The organism is Pseudomonas sp. NPDC085632, assembly GCF_044541255.1.
Taxonomy (GTDB): Bacteria; Pseudomonadota; Gammaproteobacteria; order Pseudomonadales; family Pseudomonadaceae; genus Aquipseudomonas.
This window is the reverse complement of the sequence record NZ_JBITSX010000017.1, coordinates 1-20,643: the sequence shown is the minus strand read 5'-3', so window position 1 is coordinate 20,643 and position 20,643 is coordinate 1. Positions and strand designations below refer to the sequence as shown.

The following is a 20,643-nucleotide window of genomic DNA, read 5'->3' as shown; positions in this document are numbered from 1 at the left end:
CTAATCGCCAAATATCGCAGCCCCAAAACGAACCAGAGCGTAGCTCCTAGGAGCATCCGGACACTGAATCCGCCTTGTTCAATTCTAAGCCAAGGCGCCGCATTACACGCATCACTGTGGTCGGCGACCATTGGCCACCACGTGGTGTGGGTATGTTGCGGGAGATTAGGCACTCCGCAACCATCTTTAGGCTGCCGGCTCCTTTGAGAGTGCAAAGTTCGATAACGTCTTTTATCAAAGCCGCACGCTCGTCTGCTTGTTGACGTTGGGTTTCGTGACCTTTTGAGCGGTTCAGCAGATTGCGGCCCTTAGCAAGCGCCTCAGATCGGTTGCTAATCTTTTGTACTGCCTCAGTATCACCCCTAGCGGCACGTACTTTCAAAGCTCTTAAAGCCTCCTTGGTGCGTTCGCTGATGAAGGTGCGTTCCTGCTCCGCCAATACCGCGTAGATGTGCAGTTGAAACGTGTCAGCAGTGGGCATCGTGGCTACCCGGAATTTGTGTCGCTTCATTAGTCCGGCGATGTGTTCAACGTCCCGACTCATTCGATCTAGCTTAGCCACCACAATAGGACGCCCATCAGCGAACGCCTTTGCGCTTGCTGGACGCTCCAGAGGGTGAATCGCCCCTGATACGCCCACGTCTTCAAACTCTGCCGCCACTATCCATCCTTGCTGCTCGGCGGCAAATTTAACGTATTCTCGCTGGGCATCGAGGCCGAGGCCCGACTCACCCTGACCTTTGGTGGATACGCGGTAATAGGCGATAACTTCCATGCTAAGGACTCTTCAAAAAATGCTGGCGAATCAAATTTACAGCTGTTAGAACGACCGATCAACCATTGTAATGGCAAAAACTCCGCTTTTGTAGGCCCGGTTACAGGGGCTTTGGGTAGAGCTGGCGCCTCATATCAGAGCGTGTGCAACGACATTGCGAGTGGTGTGCAAATTGGTGTGCAGGCCGCTTCGGGTGGTGCAGCTCGATCCGGCGATGCCGCCCCCGCTGTAGCGCAGGTCTGGCAATTCCTGGTGCTGTAATCAGGCTGGTGTGAGGAATCTGGCGTTACGGTGGGAAAGCGCGTGTCGAGAGGACTTGGCTTGACCCGGCTGTAGCGTAAACCCCGGAAATAGGTGCTTTGGCGAGCCTAGGGTGGTGTAGGGGATGTGACCGACGCCTGAGAGAGGATAGATGTTGATTAGTTTTTGATCAGTTGGATACAGGGTGGCTGTAGGGAGATCGACATCCTTCACTTGCCGAGAACAAGTGCCTCCACATCAGCTATGAGTGCAGATGGCTGGCATTTCAATGCAACGGCAAGCTTGAAGATGATGTTGATGGTCGGTTGATTGACGCCTCGTTCGATGAGACTTACGTAATTCCGCTGAACATCGGCCTCCAGTGCCAGCTGCTCTTGGGTCAGCCCTGCGAGCTTCCGTCTCTCGCGAAGAACCCTACCGAATGCCAACCCTGCGTCCAAGCCGTAACCCCCTGTGTGAGGGGTGAACTGTCGTTCCCAAGACTTATTACGTCTTCACAATATACTGTGAATATTCGGTTCTACATGGCACTATTCTCCATTGCGTTGTTGGCATTATTGGTCAGCCTGAGGGCCAGGCTAGAGCCATCGTGTGAGCTAGTTAAATCGACTACAGACCCCTCGGAGCTACGTGATGAGCGAACAGAATGTTTCAACCCCATATGCTGCTGACGGCGAAGATGAAACCGTATACGCCAACCCATTATTCTTAGGGAAATTGAGTGGGATGAACCGAACAAATCCCCACGCAACGTCAGTCATGCTTATCCTGATGTCGAAAATGGCTGGCAATGGGTCGGTGAGGGTTACTCAGGCGACCATAGCCAAGGAGTGCAACAGCACGCTACAGCAGGTCGAGAAGGCCATCGCCGACCTTGCGGAGGCTGGTTGGATCTACTCGGTGGATGCGAGTACCGAACCTGGTGGTCCGCTGGTGTGCTTTGTGAGTCCTGACCTGGCTAGAGCGGAAAAGCCCGACGAGCAGGTGTAAACCAACTCTCGGCTCCATGGTAGAGAACTGAGTGATGACTGATCGAAAAGTACCCAAGCACCAAGCAGTACATGTGCCACGGTATGCTCTTGAAGCTATGGCAGCTTGTGCAGCGCTGGACGGGGACAAGGTAGTAGTGATGCTGCTTCTGCTGATGCGAATGGACAGTAACGGTGCTGTGAGGATCGACACGTCTCTGTTGTCTGATTTTCTTACGCTCAGTATTGAGCGGATGGAGCGTGCGATCTCGGGGCTCATCAAGAATGGCTGGGTAGACTCAGTTGATGATCATTCGATGCGATATCGCATCCTCGATTGCGTTGTCCACCCAGCGTTCATCCACGCAGACTTCGATACGCTGATGAGGATAGTAAATACCCGCTTAACGGCGGTGGGTGTTCACTAGGCGGAGAACGGTCCCAAGCCCATCTCTGTACATTAATGATCACATCTGGACGTTAACGTGCGTGGGATGGACTACCCCTAGCCCATCCAGGTGGGCTACTTAAAAGAATCTCAATCGTCGCCGCTGCATTCCGATGCTCGGCATCTGGGTGCTAAGGCGCTTCCTGTGAGCTACTTATGCGGCTTAGCCACGGGTAACTATGCATGTTCGAGATCAGTTCTTTCAGGCTCCTTATGCCGCTCGGCATGGTCAACATCAAGACCAAGAGCAGGGTGGTGGCTGAGCACCCTATCCTCCCTATTGAATAGATTCTTGCCCCACTGGGTGGCATGTAATCGGTGGGGTAGGAGCAGACAAACCCCACATGCTTTTGATCTGAACCGTGTAGGTGTGGTGACTGACAGTCACGGATAACTGACTTCCAAGTCTGTAATCTCCATTATCCCTACCTGTGCCTCAGGGCACGATTAACAACTGTACATAGAGCAAAGAGAAGATGGGGATAAACCCATCCCCTGATCTTGCTTTAAATTTTACAAGGGAGATGGTGCCCGTAGGCACAGGCAAATTTCCCTGTGACCGTAGTCACCGTTAATCTTCATACGATTGGTTAATCGTGGCTCAAGCCACAAGTTATCCCCGCAAGGTTCAGTGCAAAAGCAAGAGCGGGAGGGGCTTCTGCCCCTGTCTCCCTGAACTATATAGAGTTGGTTTCCGTGCCTCGGGGCACAAGGATTATGTTGTGGCGTAGGCGCCACCGGATAACTGTTTAGACGCGCAAAATCTCTAGTCGAACGCATTGGTGCTGCTTGGTCTTATCCATCTGCGGTAGCCGTGAACATATCGTGCAGCCATGTGAATCTCCCTTACTACAAGAAAGCGCCGCCAACCCGTCATACCCTACATAACATTGCTCAAGCCCTTGCTGCGTGGGACGTGTAGCCATGACGGGTTGTTTTGTAACCCGACATGAACCCGTCATACCCGTCATGGCCCCCTCGTGCTTGAGTAAGCTCGTCGCAGCTCTGCGGGCGGGGATGACTCCGATAGGTCGGCTGCCAAACCCTTGGGAGTAATCCAGAATCTCCCGTCGGTAGTTCGTTTCGACTTGCATCCCATTTCGAGTAACTCGCCAGCCACAGCACGGTTGCCAAGGACCTCCTCAGTGTCTGAGTAGTATCGCGCTTCGATGTCCAAAGCTTTCACAACCATATGGTCTGCAATGTAATCAGCAATGAACTCGGACAGCCTTTCCCTAGGGCAGAAACCGATCATTTCCCGTTTGCTGACGGTCATCGGTGGATCACCCCAAGGATGGAACTCAGACAGATCGACCGTCTCTAGTAAGTCCCGCACGATCTGCATCCCACCCTGTTCCAGCAGCCACGGCTTCAACTTTGTGTTGATGAATTCCATGGTTTCCGCTTTCGACTCCCTGTGTTTGATGAAAGCAGGCACCCAAAAGCGGCGGTCCTCCTGCTCCAGCGGCAATGGAAATTGGTCATTGCTCGACATAATGAAATTCAAGAAGTTATCCACCGTGGTATCGGGGATATGCTTCCGTCGCAAGGTGATCGTCTTGTTCCCCTGGATGGATTTCAGGGTGTTAACCGTCGACTCGGGATTTTTGTAAACCTCGTCAATCAGAATGACGGTCTTACCAACGAGGGCGTCATTAAAGTTACCCACCACTTCACTTAAAGCCACCGTGCCTACGCTGGACTTTCCCAGCAGACCCGGCAAAAGCGTTTCAGCCAAGAAACCCTTGCCGACCCCATGGTCTGAACGCAGCAAGACTGTGGCATTGATACGCTGGCCGGGATAGCGGACGGTATGAGCTAACCAATCTCGGAAGTAATGTCGCTCTTGGGGGATGGGGAAGAGGCGTTGTAGGAATTCAATGAAGGGCCCTGCGTCGCGTCTCGACACCACATTGCCACTCGCCCGGATATCCGGTCCGGTCCACATGTTCAATAACCTATTACCGCCGTACTCTATGACTCTACGGTAATCACCGGGGCGAAAGTCCTCAGCGAATACGATAGGCAGCTTGTTGAGCAGGCTTTCGCCTGTGACGTCTCCAGTTCCACCAGCATCTCGGTAGGCCTGGACTAGCATCATGGGGTTGCCTTGCGGAGCGACTCCCATGTTTAACAGGTCGCGAAACTTGGGGCGGCTGTCCGTTGAGGGGACAATCACGAATCGATCCTGCACAGCACGAATTGCTGCAATGTTTGGGCTTGCTTGTTTAACGATAGTTGTTGGCATTTGCGTCTTGTTGATTTGAGTGTACAGATATTACCTCTCTGCAAACCGGGGGCTTCCCGTAAGTTAGAATGATTAAGCCAGAGTGGCATTAGGCCGATCAAGGTTTTTGCCTTTTCCCAATCAAAGCGAACCCCGCTTCTGCTCAGCGAACTATTAGCCTCAGCAAGAAACAATGTCTGTATGGAGGTTCTGTCGGGCTTGGTATTTGTCGCCGGAGATTATTTCGGTAATTCGTTGTAATGTGCATAGTAGATGGCCAGTGCATTGCGCTGTCACCAGCCACCTTCTAAGAATATATCGCCAAGATCGGTGCATAAGGTCGCTCCCGGCTCAGTATTTTCCCAGTTTTAACTACTCACTTAATTTGCAATGATGATGTTGTGATACGCATCAATTGCCAACTTTGCAGCGTCAAGCCAATCGTTTTACAGACCATCTCGACCGTTCTGCTCAATGAACCGGCTCAGCCAAATCAAACCTTTTCCGGTGAGCATTGGATGCGCCTTTGCTTCAATCTCTCCAGTCTTACGATTTTCGTAGTCACCCAGCTTAACCTGAAACAGTCCGGCGTCCAGGTACTTCTGGTATGGCATATTGATACGGTTCGGACGACTCATCAGAATCTTATGGTCACGCAGATACTGTAAATAGTTAGTGCGTCCTGTACCGAAAAGTTTAGAGGCTGTGATTGGGTTTAATAGGTCTTCTGTGCCAGTCATACTGTCATAAAAACTCACCTTTACGGCGTCCTGTTGAATCTTCTCATCCTGCTTCCGTAGATGATTCGTGCAGGTGAACACTAGGGCCTGAAGGGTGGGGATATCGCTCAATGCCCGGAATGGCTTCAAGATGTCTCCCTCCAGTTCATGCAATCGATCAATAACCTTCGCCCGCAGGGATACGCTATAGCCTGTAAGCAGGATTTCTACCTCTCGGCGTGGAAGCATAATTTCCGAGGTGTATCCGCGAGAGTCTTCGCGAATTTCTACATGACGCAATTCTGCGTCATCCTCCAGACCAAGGTCCGTAAGCATCACCTTCACGTCGCGAATTACATCTCCGTGGCGCTTTTTTGTTAGCTTTGCTAATTCTCTAGTACTCATGGTGATGAGGGGGGCTGAATTACCAATGTAATCAACCGCGTCGCTCTGCATATGGTGAGCGATAGGGCTCCCATTAGCCATGATGACAGCAATTGCGGTTGGGCTGTGTGAAGCGCTTGCGTATGTGTTTTGCATTTTCATATTATTCGTATCTTTATAAATTAAGGATGAAGCTTCCCGTCGCTACAACTTAGTAGCGTTTGATACGGGAGTAGGTAAACGTGTCTCGCACATTGTTGCAATACTGGGCGAGTTCAGTAGGTGTGTGGAGCGGTGCTAGGTCATAGCTGTGTCCTATAGTGTGTTATTCGGATTTCTCGGGGCAGCAGAAGGACGCCACGGGAACTTAGAGTACCGTTGTATTGTTAGGGGTTTTGGAATCAAAGTGCTTTTATGGCTCTATGCTCAGCCAAGTATGCGAAGGCGATTCACTTATGTCATTTTATGTTCTCCGTCATTGATTGAGGGGTGGCACAGTCTTATCTTGCAGTTATGGCATGGTAGTTACTCGTATAATTGAAACTAGAGCTACAAGTTATGGATTTGCCAAATCGCAGGCACGCAAAAAACCCTGTGCAGTTCTCGGTATTTCCCGAGCTCGGCAGAGAGTTGTGGTGCTTCTTTGTCCGATGGACCTGTACATCTGGGTGAGGCGTGCTGCTAATCTTAGCGAGTTGGTCATCGCTGTCAACAGGTATTCGCGATTTTTTGTAACTTGGTGGAGGCACCTTTGACAGGGCTGTTGTTTCGTGTTGCTTTTTGTTGGTCTGAATACTATCAGGGTGGTGCGGATTGTCAAAGTAAACTTTTTCGTAAGTTCGGGGTATTTGAACTTCTGGCAACTTTGGTGTCAGTGCGACATCAACTTCTAGGAAGAGTAAATGACGCCGGCTTGTTTATCGTAGCGACACATCTTTGTATAAGGTGACTTTGTCCTGAGCGTCGGGCATCGCCTTCAGCGGGCTGCGTCTGCCATAGATGCTGAACGTGACCAAACCTTTTTCGTGCCCGACAATCCGTTTGATCAGCGAGTCCTGCACCCCGGCATCCCGCAGGTCGTCAATGAGCGTGTGCCGGAAACTGTGAAAGGTCTTCCTCGGGTCGGTGATGCCCTGCTTGGTTTTGTACCGACCGAACCACTTCGACGGTGCGCGACCAAGCTTCCCCCGCACAGCTTCCAGTTTAGGAAACAGGCGATCTGTTCCGGTGCTTCTGAATGACTCGACGTTGAGCAACAACCCCAGGCCGATCAAGGCCGGGGGGCAAGGGCAGCATGCATCGGCTGGTGTTCCTGAGGTTGTCCTTCACGACTATATCGATGCGGATGCACGGGATGCCCTGTTGGTGAGGACATTCTGTGTCATGTCGGGGTCGACAGGTAGGGAGGCGTCAGAATAGTCCCCAGCAAACCATCACTGATTAACGCCAACGAACAATTCCGTAAGCATCTCCGCGATGGTCGCAACGGGCACCCCTGAACCGTAGACATCAAAAGTTATCGTGCCCGACGCATGCCCCATCACGGCCTGTGCGTAAGCCGTAGGAACTCCCTTGGCTTGCATCAAAGACGCCAGCGAGTGTCGCATGGAATGGAACGTTAAGCCGGGACCAAAGGACTCCCCCAGAGCCGCTGGGATTGCCTGTTGGTTAGCCCACTCACCGCCTGTCTTGTAGCCAATCTGAGCTAATGAATCCGACCCACTGAACTTGCACGCCTCGACGTACCGCAAGAATGCTGCGAGGTCGAAACCGTAAGCGCCTTCCGTCAGTGGTACCAATCGTTCACTACGCTTGTTCTTGATTGACTTGCCTTCGCCTGCTTCGTTGATGTGAATGGCTGTGATACCTGACGCAAGGGTCTGTACATCTCTTACCGTCAACTGTGAGATTTCATTCAGACGCCCGCCAGTGATAGCCCCGAGACTCAGAAGCCAGCGCTTCCACGAAGTCTCAGGCAGCGTATTGGAGTAAGCCACCAGCTTGCCTACCTGATCCTGTGTAAACGCCCTACGACTCGACTCAAGGCCCTTTGTGAGTTTCAGCTTCTTGTCGTAAGACTTGGGGATGTGGCCATTTTCAACTGACCACGCAAGAACAGCTGACAGCTTAATGAGCAGCTTATTGACCGTTGAAGGCATGCGACCATCTGAAAGGCGATCACGCAGGGACACGAGGTCAGCCCGCGAGTGCGTCCCCATGTCCACTTCACCGAGAGCCGCAGAGATGGTCCCGTGGCAAATCTTGGTTTCCTTCAGGGTCGATGCCTTCTGGTCCTGTGCACGGTCAGCCAAGTAGAGGCCCGAGAGAATCTCAAAGGTCATCATGGGAGCCAATACAGATATCGATACCGGAACGTCCGCTACTGACTTCAGGGATCGCGAAGAGCTACCTACAGAACCCGAGTAGCCATCATGCAATCCGCCCCACACCTGCGTAATGTCGCCATCACGTCCAGACGCAAACAGCTCCACCGAGACAACACGAAAATGTTCTTTCAGCTTGCTCCACGAAGCATCAGCGTTATCCAAATGGAACGCCCTGACGAACCCCGCAAGCTGTTCTGAAGCATCCAAGGCGTCCCGCCTGTTACTCGTCTGGAGGGAAACTGAAGCGAACTCAGTGGTGCTGCCCGTGGCCCTGAGACGCATGTAGTAAATCCCGTTACGCCTGAAGTGATACGGCTTGGCGAGTCTGGTTGTCGGCTTCACGGGAACAGCGAGGTTTGTAACAGTGTTTGTAACAGCAGATCGAACTTCAAGGATGCTCATAGCGATTAGCCCCTGTATTCATTGGGTTAACCTGAGTTCCTTGAAATTCTGGATGTACTGCCGGGAGGATCTGAGGAAGTTGAAGCGGATCACCCTGTTGTGGGATTACATCCGCGAGGTGACCGAGCGCAATCAGAGTCTGCTGATGGGGCAGACCCGCGACATGCAGTTCGCCGACTAGTCGGCGCTGACCACAATCGAGACCCGGCGGTTTTCGGTGCGACCGGCCGCCGTGTCGTTGGACGCCACCGGTTCTTTGCTGCCCAGACCCTGCAACTGGATGTTCTCTTGCTTCATGCCGACCGTGCCCAGCACGTTGGCGACACTTTTCGCACGGCGCAGGGACAGTTGCTGGTTGTACGTCTCTTTGCCCGATGCGTCGGTGTGACCATCGACGCGCACGCGCTCGATGCCGACACCCAGCAATGCCTTGCCGATGCGTTCGACGATCTCGGTGCTTTGCGTGTTCAGGCTTTCGACATCGCTGCCAAACAGCACTTTGCCGGACAGGCCAAACTCCCAGCCCTCGTCAGTCAGTTCAAAGCCCTGTTGTTTGAGAACGGCGACTTGTGCCGGGGTCAGGCCTTTTTGCGGCGCAGTCTGGCAACCGGTCAGGGCCAGTACGGCCATCAACAGCACAGCGTAAAAAGATCGAATGGACAGTGTGAACACGAGAGTCAGCTCCTGGTGTGAAAGGAATCGACCGGGTGCTCCGCCCCGGCCGTGAATTGGGCGCCGCGCGACAAGCGCTTGGCTTGATACATCGCCGCATCGGCGGCATCGAGCAAGGCGCCCGGCGTGGCACCATGATCGGGAAAAACCGCAATGCCGATACTGAGCGAGGTCACCACACTGGTGTCGCCCGGAAGCGCGATAGGCATATCCATGCTGGCGAGGATCTTGTCGGCAATCCGCTCGGCATCTTCGACCTTGTGCAGCGGCGTGAGCAAAACGGCGAACTCGTCACCGCCCAGCCGCGCCACCAGATCCTCTTCGCGCAATTGCGCGCGAACGCGATTGGCCACCGCCACCAACACCGCATCACCGGCGGCATGGCCGAAGTTGTCGTTGATGCCTTTGAAGCGGTCACTGTCGAGAAACAACACGGCAACGCGCTCGTCGTGTTTGCTGGCATTGCGCAACGCTCGGATCAAGCGCCCTTCGAAAAACGCTCGGTTTGGCAGACCGGTCAGGCTGTCGTGACTGGCCTGATGAGCGAGGGTTTGGTTTTCGTTTTGCAGATGGGTTTGCCACGACTCCAGTTCGTCGAGCAAGGCGTTGAAGTCATTGCCGAGGTTGTCGAGTTCGGCGATCTGCGCCGGCGGCACACGGCGGTCCAATGCGCGTTCGCTGCGTGCGGCGTGGGCCACATTGGCCAGACTGCGCAGAGGACCGGTGATCGCGCGTAACTGCCGGCGCGCCAGGTAGAGCGCAACCCAAGCGCTGATCGCGGTGCAGAGGATGATCCCCGCCAGACCGCTAAGCAGAAAGCGCATCAGGCTGCCACCATGGCCGGTGAGCAGCACACGACCGATTTCACGGTCCTGATGCTCGATCGGCAGGCTGATGGGTTTTTCCAGGATGGCGCGGGTGATCTGCATTTCCAGCTCAGAGAACAAACCGTTTTCCGGGCGTTGCCAATGCGCGAGCAGTTGTCCCTGGCTGTCCAGCACCTGGGCGTCAGCGACCTCTTCGGCAGAAGCAATCAGCGCCAGCGATTCGTTAGCGGCCGTCTTGTCGTTGAACACCACCGCGGCTTCCACCGTGTAGCTGATCGAACGGGCGATCAAGTGCAGGTTGTGGTCGGCGTACACCCGTAGAGCCAGCACGCCGAGCAACGTCAGCGAAACGCTGGCCATCGCCACGCCAACCAGCGCGACAATCAAATGCCCTCGGCCGATGACCGAACCCAACGTCGGGCGGCTACTGGTTCTGAACAGTTTCATGGCGCCGCCGGTTTGCGACGCGACAATTGCAGCACGCTTGGGTGAATGCGCACGCCGCTGCGGGCAACGGAGTCGAGATTGACCTCGAACGACACTTGTTCATCGCCAACGCGCAGACAGAACAGGCTGCCGACCGTGCACTGATCGCCGCCTTCACTGATGCTCAGCACCGGGTGACCGATCAGCGAAGCGAACAAGCGAGTGCGTTCATCGGGCGTGAGTTTGCCGATATACACCGCATCGCATTCGCTGACGATGGCCGGGTTATCGGCCAGCAGACGACGTACGGTGACCGGCCGGCCGGTGGCCTGAGTGGTGCCTTTGACCAGATCGTCGGTGTATTCGGTCGGGCCGACGATGCACAGGCGCAATTGCGCCGGTTCCACTGGCCAGCGTGCGTAACTGAGAATGCCAAGAACAACCTGCGTGACAGATTTGGCCCGCTGTTCGGCCATGCCTGTCGGCGCTAGTGGTTGCGCGAAAGCCGCACCCGTCAACAACCAGAGCAGACCGACAAGCAACGCGTGCTTGCAGACAACTACGCGCTCTGTCGCCCAGACAGACACCTTCATGCAGGGATTCTCTTGGATCGTAGCAAAATGATGCCGCAACGATAGCACAGCAGTGAAACGCCAGCGAGACAGTGACCTCTGACCGGTTGGTCAGTAATCGCCATCAATCGTCAGGATTTTCACCTCGCAGGCACGCCCCCCTCCTCCAGTTCCAGCATCAGCCCGCTCAGGCGTTTGACCCTGCGTTGCACCGCCTCCTCGAACACCCCGGGTCGGGACTCGATCAAGGTGAACCAGTGTTTGGCCCGGGTGATACCGGTGTAGATCAGTTCTTTGGTCAGCACCGGATTCAAGGCATCGGGCAGGATCAGCGCCGTATGGGCAAACTCCGAGCCTTGGGACTTGTGGACCGTCATCGCGTAGACGGTTTCGACATCATTGAGCCGGCTCGGCAATACGAAGCGCACACCGCCCTGGCCATCGTTGCGCGGGAACGCCACGCGCAACACCGGTTTTCCCGCGTCGGGACCTTCGCGCTCGGGCAGTTTGAGGGCGATGCCGATGTCGCCGTTCATCAAGCCCAGACCGTAGTCATTGCGGGTCATCAGCACGGGCCGGCCTTCGTACCATTGCTGATCGTTTTCAATCAGACGTGCTTTGAGCAGCGCGGCGGTGATGCGCTGATTCAGCCCTTCGACGCCCCACGGCCCTTTGCGCACAGCGCACAGCAACTGGAAGGTGTCGAACGCCTGCAGAACGTCACGGGCCCAAATGACCCAGTCCGGATGTTCGAGTGGCCGGCCCGCGGCTGGACGCTGATCACGCAGCACAGTCAGATAATGGCGGTAGCCTTGTGGGCCGTCGCCATGTCCCTCCAGCAACAGTCGCTCCAGCTTGTGATCGTGCTCGCCCTTGAGCGGCAACGAATACACATCATCGTAGTGGCCGGCCGTAAGCAACTGGCGCGCTTCATCCGGCAGCTGTTGGTTGACCCGACGCGCGAGCTGGCCGATCCCGCTGCCCTCGCCGAAACGCCGGGAGTGACGCAGCATGACCACTTGCTGGGCCAGCGGGTGAGCGCCATCGACGTCTTCATGCAAGCCACTGTCCTGCAGCGCCTCACCGCTGACCGACTCCAGCCACTGTCGGGTCTGCGGGTTGTACCAGCCACCCTCGGCGTCACGGCACAAATCCCCCAGCACCGCACCGGCCTCCACAGAGGCCAATTGATCCTTGTCGCCGAGTAAAACCAGTCGAGCATGCGTAGGCAATGCATCCAGCAGGTTGGCCATCATTTCCAGGTCGATCATTGAAGCTTCATCGACCACCAGCACATCCAGTGGCAGGCGATTGTCGGCATGGTGCCGAAAGTGCCGGGTGCCAGGACGACTGCCCAGCAGACGGTGCACGGTGGTGACGTCGCAAGGGATCTTCGCCCGCACCTCCTCGGTGACTTTCAGCGACTGCACTTGTTGGCTGATGGACTCGGTCAGCCGCGCCGCCGCCTTGCCCGTCGGTGCCGCCAGACGAATCCGCAGCGGATGACCGGTAGCGACTGCGGGCGCTTGAAGCAGGGCCAGCAAACGCACGACCGTGGTGGTTTTGCCGGTCCCGGGACCACCGGTGACGATGCTGAAGGCACCACGGGTCGCGATGGCACAGGCGAGTTTCTGCCAATCGATTACCTCGCCGGCTCTCGCGGATCCGAACAACTCATCCAGGCGCTGCGGCAGATCGTCCGGCGTCGGCTCGACTTGTTGCAGGCGCTGGCGCAACGCCGTGTCGATGCGCCGTTCGTAGGTCCAGTAGCGTCGCAGATACAGGCGTTTTCCCGCCAACACCAACGGGCGTTGTTGTGCGAAATCGCTGGTATCCGCCGCCAATGCGATCAGAGCGCTGCCCGCCAGCACCTTGCACCAGTGAGCACCATCAAGCGCCTCGAGCAATTGCGAAGGCAGCAACAACACACCACCTTGTACGTCCCCTTCGGGGGGCAGCGAAAGTGCGAAGTCGGGAGCTTTCAGGGTTTCGTACAGATCAAGGCAGACGTGACCGTGGCCAAGTTGATGACTGGTCAGGGCCGCAGCGAGCAACACCAGCGGATCCGTGTCGCGCTCGAGTTCGTGAAGGAATGCGACGAATGCTTTGTCCAGCGCTCGCAACCAGCCGCGCTCGACCCAACGCGTCAGCAATATCAACAAGTCATCGGCGCTGGTCAGTGGCGAAAGTTTCGACAGACTGTCGGCTGCCAACGGCGTGGGTAGCAGGTCGGCAAAGGTGCGGCTCATAGCAGGACTCCCTGTTCCCAGGCGGGTTCAGTCTTGGGTTCGGGTTTGCCTTGGAACATCCGGTCGAGGCGTTCGATCAGCTCGCGGGGCGGACGAATAAAATAGACACCGCGACTGTCGGCGCGAGTACCACGCAGAAACAGATACAACGCCCCGCCGACATGCCGGTCGTAGTCATAATCAGGCAGCCGGGCCTTGAGTTGGCGGTGCAACGCCAACAGGTACAACACATATTGCAGGTCATAACGGTTGTCGAGGATCGACTGTTCCATGGCCTGCTCGGTGTAGGCCAGCTCATCCACGCCGAGCCAGTTGGATTTGTAGTCAGCCACGTAGTAACGGCCATTGTGTTCAAAGGTCAGGTCGATAAAGCCTTTGAACATACCGTTGAGTTGCACCGGTTCTGCCGCCACGCGGGCCACGCCTCGGTGAGTGTGCTGACGCACCAGTTCGTCGAGTTTGAGCACGTCGACTTTATGGCTGGCGAACCAGAACTCCATCTCGACCCGGTATTGCTTCAGCTGTTCTAGAACAACAGACGGCTGCCCGTCTGCAACTGGCAGTGGCGACTTGAGCAGATGCTGCAGCCAATCACTCAGGGTAGTGATCCAGCCCTCCCAGCCACGCAAGTTGCAGCGACGGGCGATCGCATCTTCCAGCGCCTCGCGGGTAACGGCAAAGCCGTCATCACCGGCCCATTCCAGCAAACCGTGAAGAAACGTTCCTGGATTGGGGCCACGAGGAAAGCGATGGATGTCGGCGCCACCGGCAATGATTTCCCTCGGGGCGTCGGGATCGAGGCGCTCATCATCGAATAGTTTTTGCGCTTGCGGACTGTCCGGAGCCTCATCGCTGCCGACACTCAACACGTCGCTGATGCGCAAGGCGCTGTAGGAGGCGATCCACCAGTTTTCGCTGGCCTTGCGCTTGGGCAACAGCGTGGCACTCAGCACGGCGTCATTGCGTGGCGGCTGGTAATGCTCATCGGTAGGTGGCGGTATTTCACCGGTGCTGATGGCCGGGCAATCTTGTTGCAGGTCTTGCAGCCAGCGTTTCAGTTCGCTGGACTCGCCTAGAGATACGCCACCACCGAGCAAATAACCCAGCGCAGAGAGGTGCAGTACCGAGCTGTTGTTGTTGCCACGCTTGAGATCCGTCACGCCCAACCAACAGGCGTGCTGCGCCCGCGTCAGGGCAACGTAGAGCAGGCGCAGGTCTTCGGCCAGACGCTCGTCGTCCGCTTGCGCAATCAGTTCAGCGGTGGGCTTGAGGCTTATCTGGGCCTTCCCCGCAGCGTCGTGGTAATGCAGCGGCAAGCGACTGCCATCCACGGGTTTCGCCGAACAAATGAACGGCAAGAACACCAATGGATACTCCAGGCCTTTTGACTTGTGGATGGTCACGACTTTGACCAGTTGCTCATCACTTTCCAGACGCAGAATCTGCTCTTCACCGGCCTGACCGGACACGGCCAGCAGTTCGCCGAGATGGCGGATCAGCGCTTGTTCGCCGTCCAGTTCCGCAGCCGCTTGCTGCATCAATTCCGACAGATGCAAAAGGTTGGTCAGCACGCGCTCGCCATCCGTGCGTGTCATCAGGGTTTGCGGCAGGTGGAAGTCGTGCAGCAGGCGTCGCAACATCGGCAGCACGCCTTGCTTGCGCCATAGCTCGCGATAGCCACGGAACTGCATGACCCGGGTTTCCCATACCAGCTCGTCCTGGTTCAGACGTTCCAGCTCTGCCAATGGCAGGTTCAAGGTGATACAGGCCAGCGCGGCTTTCAGGGAACGTTCGACATCCGGTTCGGCACAGGCCTTGAGCCAGGACAACAGATCGTGCGCTTCTTGGGCCGCGAATACCGAATCCTTGTCCGACAGATAAACACTGCGCACACCTCGGCTGGCGAGTTCACTACGTACGGCCTGGGCTTCTTTGCCGTCGCGCACGAGAATCGCGATGTCGGACGGCCTCAGGCCTCTGAAGTCTTTGTCGTCCTGAACAAACCCCGCGCTAGCGTTTTGCCCGCCATTGAGCAGCGCAGTGATTTCGCTGGCACATGCCGCTGCCAATTGCTGGCGATAGACCACCCCCGACAGTGGCTGATCGGTGGGTAAATGCCAGACATTCAAGGCCGCGACTTCCTGCCCGGCAACCTGCAGGCGCTCTTTGCGGCCTTGAGATTCCACGGGCAGGAACGGCACCGGATTGTCGCCGTTTTTTTCGCGGAACAAAAACGCGCCGCGTCCCCGCTCACGGGACTCGGCGCGCTCGAATACATGATTGACCGCGTTGACCATGCCATGGCTGGAGCGAAAGTTGGTGCCCAGCGTATGCAGCCGGCCAATGGTGGCCTGACGTGCGCGCAGGTAGGTGTAGATGTCTGCACCACGGAAAGCGTAGATCGCCTGCTTCGGATCACCGATCAGAAACAGGCCGGTGTCAGGACTGTTGTCTTCGATGCGATAGATGCTTTCAAAGATGCGGTACTGCACCGGGTCGGTGTCCTGAAACTCATCGATCAGCGCGACCGGAAATTGTTCGCGAATCAACGTCGCAAGGCGTTCACCACCGTCGGATTGCAAAGCCGCGTCCAAGCGTAACAGCATGTCATCGAAGCCCATCTCGGCGCGACGCCGCTTCTCTTCTTCAAAGCGCGTGCCTACCCATTTGGCGGCATGTTGCAGCACAACGGCATCCGGGGTCGGCAATGCATCCAGACTCGACTTGAGTTTTGGCATGGCGTCCAGGCCCGGGTGGTTCGGGGCCTGACCTTTCCACGCTTCGGCCATGCCGTCGGGGGTCAGTCGGGTGAAACCGGTGCCGATATCCAGTTGCTCCAGCGACTCGTCTTCAGCCCATGCCTTGAGCTTTTCGAACCACGGTTCGAAGTAACGCGCCTGCATCTTGCGCCCGTCGACGGTTTTGCTCGCAACGCCTTGCTGACAGATAGCGAGCAATTCGTCTGCCCACTGCCGCCAAGGCATTTTCAGTTCGATCAGCGCTGCACGGCGCTCTTGCAGGCATTCATCGATCAGCTCTGCCGGAGCCTTTCCCTCGTCACTCTCGCGCTCACTCGCAAACAGGCCGCGCACACGAGGCAACAATGCCGCAGGCCCGCCCCAGTTGCTACGAACCCAGTTCAAGGCATCGCCCTGCATCGGGTAACAGAACAGTCGCCAGTAATCGCGCAGCACTTCGCCGAGCAAATCGCTGTGATCTGTTTCCAAAGATTGGGTGAACAGGCTACCGCTGTCGAACGCGTGCTCACGTAACATGCGCTGACACCAACTGTGGATGGTCGAAACGGCGGCCTCGTCCATCCATTGCGCAGCGACATCGAGGCGGTTGGCACAACCTGGCCACTGCTGTGGTTCGAACTGATCGCGCAACTCAGCAATCAGTCCGTCAGGGGCAGGCGTTTCGTCTCGAAAAAATCGCGCAGCCTCAGCCAGACGTGTGCGTATGCGCTCACGCAGTTCCTTGGTCGCGGCATCGGTGAAGGTTACAACGAGAATTTGCGGCGGCAGCAATTCACGACCAAACCCGTTCGACTCTCCACCGTGCCCCAGGATAAGCCGCAGATAGAGCGCAGAAATCGTGAATGTTTTACCGGTACCGGCACTGGCTTCGATCAACTGGCTGCCCTGTAACGGAAAGGCCAGTGCGAGGGGTGTCTTTGTGCTCATGCGCGAGCCCCTTCAGTGGACAGTGAACGCCATGGTGCTTCAAGCAGTGGGCGATACAACGCGTCGCACCAACCGGAGAATGTTTCGTCCTCCAGCAGTGCATCGAAGTCGGCGTATTGTCGGGACAACGCCGGGGTCTCGCGGCGCTCACCTTCGCTGGTCTGCCCGTCACCTTCGTACGCTTTACGTGCCGCGGCTTCGGCCTTCAGAGGGTCGGTCTGGGAAAGCCACGCAAAAGCGGTTTTTACCGCGACTGGCAGTGGCTGTCGCATGCCTGCCTGCCAAGCGAGGAGCAAGTCGCCAAGGAAACGTATCGCCCATGCTGACTCCATGGGTTCAAGCAGCAAGGTATCGTCGCTGGCGACCAATGCTGTCGTCAGCGAAAGGCCACTGGCGCAGGCCACCAGATGATTGATCCAAGGCTTGGTCAGGCGATGCCATTTGCGGTTTTTGATCGAGCCAATGCTATTGGGAATGGTCGTGACCGACAGCAGGCCACCGTCGGTGCGCTGGTGCAGTCCGGCGAGCCAACCTTCAAGACGCAAACCCTGCACCTCTAGATTGATCGGCATCGCACTGTTCAGTGGGGTGGGCCAGAGTGTCAGCAGTTGTTGATAACGTTGTAGCAAATCCGGCAAAGGTTCGATCAACTCTCGTTGCAGGCACTCGCCAAACCCGGCCATTGGCAGCAGGCCGCTGTTCTGCAGACGTCGGGCCTGGGCAGTCAGAGCCTGATCGACATTGTCCGGTTGCCTGAGAGCCGCTTCGAGCAGGCTGTCGCTGAGCGTATAGCGCTGCAATGCGTCCAATACGAAGGGTTCTTCGTCGGCCAGCGGTGCTTCGGCAGCCTCGAAATACACCTTGAGGCGCTGGGTGAAAAAATGCCGAACCGGATTGCGCAAAAAATCCTGCAACAAAGCCAGGCTCAACGGCTCCTCTTGTACATAAGGGGTAAGTAGCTGAGTTTCGTTTTGAGGCTCATGCTGTTGATGCAGAACCTGCCATTCACTGGCATAGCTGAAGAGTTGATCGCCTTCATGAAAATAGCGCGCACTGAACGGCTGCAGTGGATGCTCTTGCGTCATGGCACCCAGCAGATCACGATTTTCGTCGAGCAATCGCCAGCCGCTGGCGAGGTGATCGCGCAATTGGCCGATCAACACTGAAGCCGGCCTCTCGCTGTTATCGCGGATGCTACGACCAACCCAACTGATGTACAGCTGGTTGCGTGCTGACAAAAGCGCTTCAAGCAAAAGATAGCGGTCGTCTTCACGCCGCGAACGGTCGCCCGGACGGTAGTCGCTGCCCATGAGGTCGAAATCCAGCGGCGGCTGCGCACGGGGATAATCGCCGTCATTCATTCCCAGCAGGCAGACCAGTTTGAATGGAATGGCGCGCATGGGCATCAGCGTACAAAAATTCACGGCGCCGGCCAGAAAGCGCTGAGACAAGCGTCCCTGATCCAGCCCCGCGAGCCAGGCTTCACGAACCACAGTCAGTGGTAGCTCATCCGACAGGCCTACAGCCTCGCACGTTTCCAGCCAGGTCTCACGTAGCTCTTCGAGTTGGGTCAACAAGTAGTCGTCATGCTCGTTGCTGGCTTTGAAGAACAATTGCATCAGCGCCTGCAATCGATACCCCCACTCCTTGGGTTGAGCGGGTTGGGTGAGCTGTTGATGGGCGAGTTCCAAGGCATCGAGCAGAGCCACCAACGGCCCGATCAGTGCGGCGTCGAGTCCGCCGATTTCATCATAAGGTTCGATCCCTTCACAGGCGTTGGCGCTGCCGACGGCATACCCCAGGAGCATGCGGCGCAGACCGAAATGCCAGCTGTTCTGCTCAAGCTCGTCAGGTAAACCCAGCCCCGCCCGCTGCTCGGCGTTCATTCCCCAGCGCACGCCGGCGCCCTCAATCCAGCGGTGCAGTGTTGGCAGGTCGCGTTCCTCTACACCAAAACGAGCGCGAAGTGCGGGAACGTCGAGCAGGTCGAGGATTTCACTGACCGGGAAGCGACTATCGGGAAGCTTGAGCAGGTGTTCGACCGCGATCAGCAGTGGATCACGACCACGTTGTCCCTGATCGGCCAACGTAAAGGGAATGAACCGCGCATCATGCCGATCAAGCTGACCAAACACCGCGCGGATATGCGGTGCGTAGCTATCGATGTCAGGCACCATTACGATCACATCGCGAGGACGTAGATCCGGGTTGGCACTGAAGCGCGCCAGAAGCTGGTCGTGCAGTATTTCAACTTCACGTTGAGCGCTGTGGGCAATGTGAAAACGGATCGACTCATCAAGAGTCAGATCAACAGCGGGCCAGTGTTCACGGGTTTCATTGAGTGGGCGCAACTCCAGGATGTCGTCCTGTAGTTGATTGAGCAGGCTGTGTGGCTGAGTATCGCTGAACAGGTCTATGCGACCATCGCGAAAAGCCGCCCGATAGCTGTTGGGGTCGTCATAACTGTCGAGCAGGTTGATGTAGTCCCGGCCTTGTTTGCCCCATGCGGCCAATAGTGGATGAGCGTGTTGATGCAAAGCATCAGGGTCCAGGACTGTGGGCATTCCAGTCTTGCGCGATTGCCGCTTGTATTGATGTCGCAACAGGTCCTTGTCGGCAACAATATCGGCCCAGTGGTGTCGGCAGGGATTATGTACACACAGCAAGACCTGGCTGAAACGCGCAAGCCCGGCCAGTGCTTCGAGCACTTGGGCTGGCAGCGAAGAAATCCCGAAAACGATCACTCGTGAAGGCAATCCTGCAGGAACTTCGTTCAGGTTGTTGATGCGCTCGATAAACCGTTGGTGAACGCCGGCACGACTCTGAGCCATCCCCTGTTCGCCTACGTCATCCAACAGCGCACGCCACAACTCTGCCTGCCAGCAACTGGTCGGCGGCAGTGGTTTTACTTCGCCCCTGACGCTGCGCAACTGATGTCGACCCTCGGCCCAGTCTTCCAGCCAGTCGGCACGGTACACCTGATACTGGTCGAATAGATCCGCCAAACGTTCAGACAGTTGGTAGCGCTTGCGCAAGTCAGTGTCATTGATGAGAAAGCGTTGCAGTGGTTCAAAATGCGGACGATCGATAACTTGAGGAAGCAGGCGCATGAGGCGCCAGGTCAACGGGGCTTTATCGAGCAGCGATTTAGGAGGAATTTCATCCCGGCCCAATACCATGCGATAAAGCTGCCACATGAAACTGCCCGGCAGTTGCACATCAATCGCCGCCGCAATGCCGCAACCTCCGAGGTCGTCTTCCTCAGGGTCTTCAGCCAAGGCCAATTTGAGCCACTGGGCAATGCCGTTGCTCTGCACCAGAGCTATCTCGTTTTCCAGGGGCGCCAGCGGATATCGCCGCATTATGCTGATCACAAGGCTGCGCAGTTCGTCCAGGCTATTGCTCTGAACCACCATGAATGCAGCGTTGAGGGACTGGGCGTCCGGCATAAGGGTTTCCTTGGAGAAGTACAAAAGCCAGGGCAGAACCTTAGCATTGTCGGCAGATTGTGACAGCCGGACGGCGCCTGCGAATGCTGTAAGAACTTTCCTGCGGACAAAACAAAACCCCAACTGCTTTCGCAATTGGGGTTTCGGAATTTAATCTTGACGATGACCTACTCTCACATGGGGAAACCCCA

The 20,643-nt window shown here is 56.4% G+C and carries 14 protein-coding genes and 1 pseudogene; 3 read left to right on the top strand and 12 right to left on the bottom strand.

The genetic code is table 11. The annotated features are described in order from the left end of the window. Nucleotides 1-46: 46 nt before the first annotated feature. Entirely contained in the window at nt 47-775 is a 729-nt protein-coding gene (locus ACIF4X_RS13695; protein ID WP_397482546.1) for a recombinase family protein, read from the bottom strand. A 470-nt stretch (nt 776-1,245) separates the two neighbouring features. Continuing rightward, entirely contained in the window at nt 1,246-1,476 is a 231-nt protein-coding gene (locus tag ACIF4X_RS13690; RefSeq protein ID WP_397482545.1) for a helix-turn-helix domain-containing protein, read from the bottom strand. A 193-nt stretch (nt 1,477-1,669) separates the two neighbouring features. On the opposite strand from ACIF4X_RS13690, the gene ACIF4X_RS13685 reads away from it, so the two are divergent. Together ACIF4X_RS13685 and ACIF4X_RS13680 are read left to right on the top strand one after the other, a co-directional pair. Beyond that, on the top strand, nt 1,670-2,026 hold the full coding sequence (locus ACIF4X_RS13685; RefSeq protein WP_397482544.1) for a hypothetical protein: 357 nt from the start codon (nt 1,670-1,672) through the stop codon (nt 2,024-2,026). A 34-nt stretch (nt 2,027-2,060) separates the two neighbouring features. Beyond that, nucleotides 2,061-2,432, top strand: a complete 372-nt coding sequence (locus ACIF4X_RS13680) for a hypothetical protein (protein ID WP_397482543.1) — start codon at nt 2,061-2,063, stop codon at nt 2,430-2,432. A 987-nt stretch (nt 2,433-3,419) separates the two neighbouring features. Here the strand turns inward: ACIF4X_RS13680 and ACIF4X_RS13675 are convergent. From ACIF4X_RS13675 to ACIF4X_RS13660, 4 genes are all read right to left on the bottom strand, one after another. Then, the gene (locus ACIF4X_RS13675; protein ID WP_397482542.1) at nt 3,420-4,700 is read right to left on the bottom strand and encodes a primase-helicase family protein; all 1,281 of its coding nucleotides are present in this window, start codon (nt 4,698-4,700) and stop codon (nt 3,420-3,422) included. Between the two features lie 425 nt (nt 4,701-5,125). Next, the gene (locus ACIF4X_RS13670; RefSeq protein WP_397482541.1) at nt 5,126-5,944 is read right to left on the bottom strand and encodes a phage antirepressor KilAC domain-containing protein; all 819 of its coding nucleotides are present in this window, start codon (nt 5,942-5,944) and stop codon (nt 5,126-5,128) included. A gap of 755 nt (nt 5,945-6,699) precedes the next feature. After that, nucleotides 6,700-7,041 carry a tyrosine-type recombinase/integrase gene (locus ACIF4X_RS13665; protein WP_397482540.1) on the bottom strand — a complete coding sequence of 114 codons (342 nt, stop codon included), beginning with the start codon at nt 7,039-7,041 and terminating at the stop codon, nt 6,700-6,702. A 174-nt stretch (nt 7,042-7,215) separates the two neighbouring features. After that, a complete protein-coding gene (locus ACIF4X_RS13660; protein WP_397482539.1) occupies nt 7,216-8,376 on the bottom strand; it encodes a tyrosine-type recombinase/integrase in 1,161 nt (386 codons plus the stop codon). A 238-nt stretch (nt 8,377-8,614) separates the two neighbouring features. Between ACIF4X_RS13660 and ACIF4X_RS13655 the strand changes: the two are divergent. Continuing rightward, nucleotides 8,615-8,752, top strand: a pseudogene (locus tag ACIF4X_RS13655) (LysR family transcriptional regulator); the annotation flags it as partial. Here the strand turns inward: ACIF4X_RS13655 and ACIF4X_RS13650 are convergent. The 6 genes from ACIF4X_RS13650 to recC form a co-directional block, all read right to left on the bottom strand. Further along, on the bottom strand, nt 8,749-9,201 hold the full coding sequence (locus ACIF4X_RS13650) for an OmpA family protein (protein WP_397482599.1): 453 nt from the start codon (nt 9,199-9,201) through the stop codon (nt 8,749-8,751). The pseudogene ACIF4X_RS13655 and the gene ACIF4X_RS13650 sit on opposite strands and share 4 nt — an antisense overlap. Nucleotides 9,202-9,248: 47 nt before the next feature. Beyond that, entirely contained in the window at nt 9,249-10,517 is a 1,269-nt protein-coding gene (locus ACIF4X_RS13645; protein ID WP_397482538.1) for a diguanylate cyclase domain-containing protein, read from the bottom strand. Next, entirely contained in the window at nt 10,514-11,089 is a 576-nt protein-coding gene (locus ACIF4X_RS13640; protein WP_397482537.1) for a YfiR family protein, read from the bottom strand. The genes ACIF4X_RS13645 and ACIF4X_RS13640 overlap by 4 nt, the downstream gene beginning before the upstream one ends. 119 nt (nt 11,090-11,208) lie before the next feature. Beyond that, nucleotides 11,209-13,317, bottom strand: coding sequence for an exodeoxyribonuclease V subunit alpha (gene recD / locus ACIF4X_RS13635; RefSeq protein ID WP_397482536.1), 2,109 nt, complete (start codon nt 13,315-13,317; stop codon nt 11,209-11,211). Then, nucleotides 13,314-17,003, bottom strand: a complete 3,690-nt coding sequence (gene recB / locus ACIF4X_RS13630; RefSeq protein WP_397482535.1) for an exodeoxyribonuclease V subunit beta — start codon at nt 17,001-17,003, stop codon at nt 13,314-13,316. The genes recD and recB overlap by 4 nt, the downstream gene beginning before the upstream one ends. Further along, nucleotides 17,000-20,452, bottom strand: coding sequence for an exodeoxyribonuclease V subunit gamma (recC, locus tag ACIF4X_RS13625; protein WP_397482534.1), 3,453 nt, complete (start codon nt 20,450-20,452; stop codon nt 17,000-17,002). Before recC ends, recB begins: the two co-directional genes overlap by 4 nt. Nucleotides 20,453-20,643 lie beyond the last annotated feature (191 nt).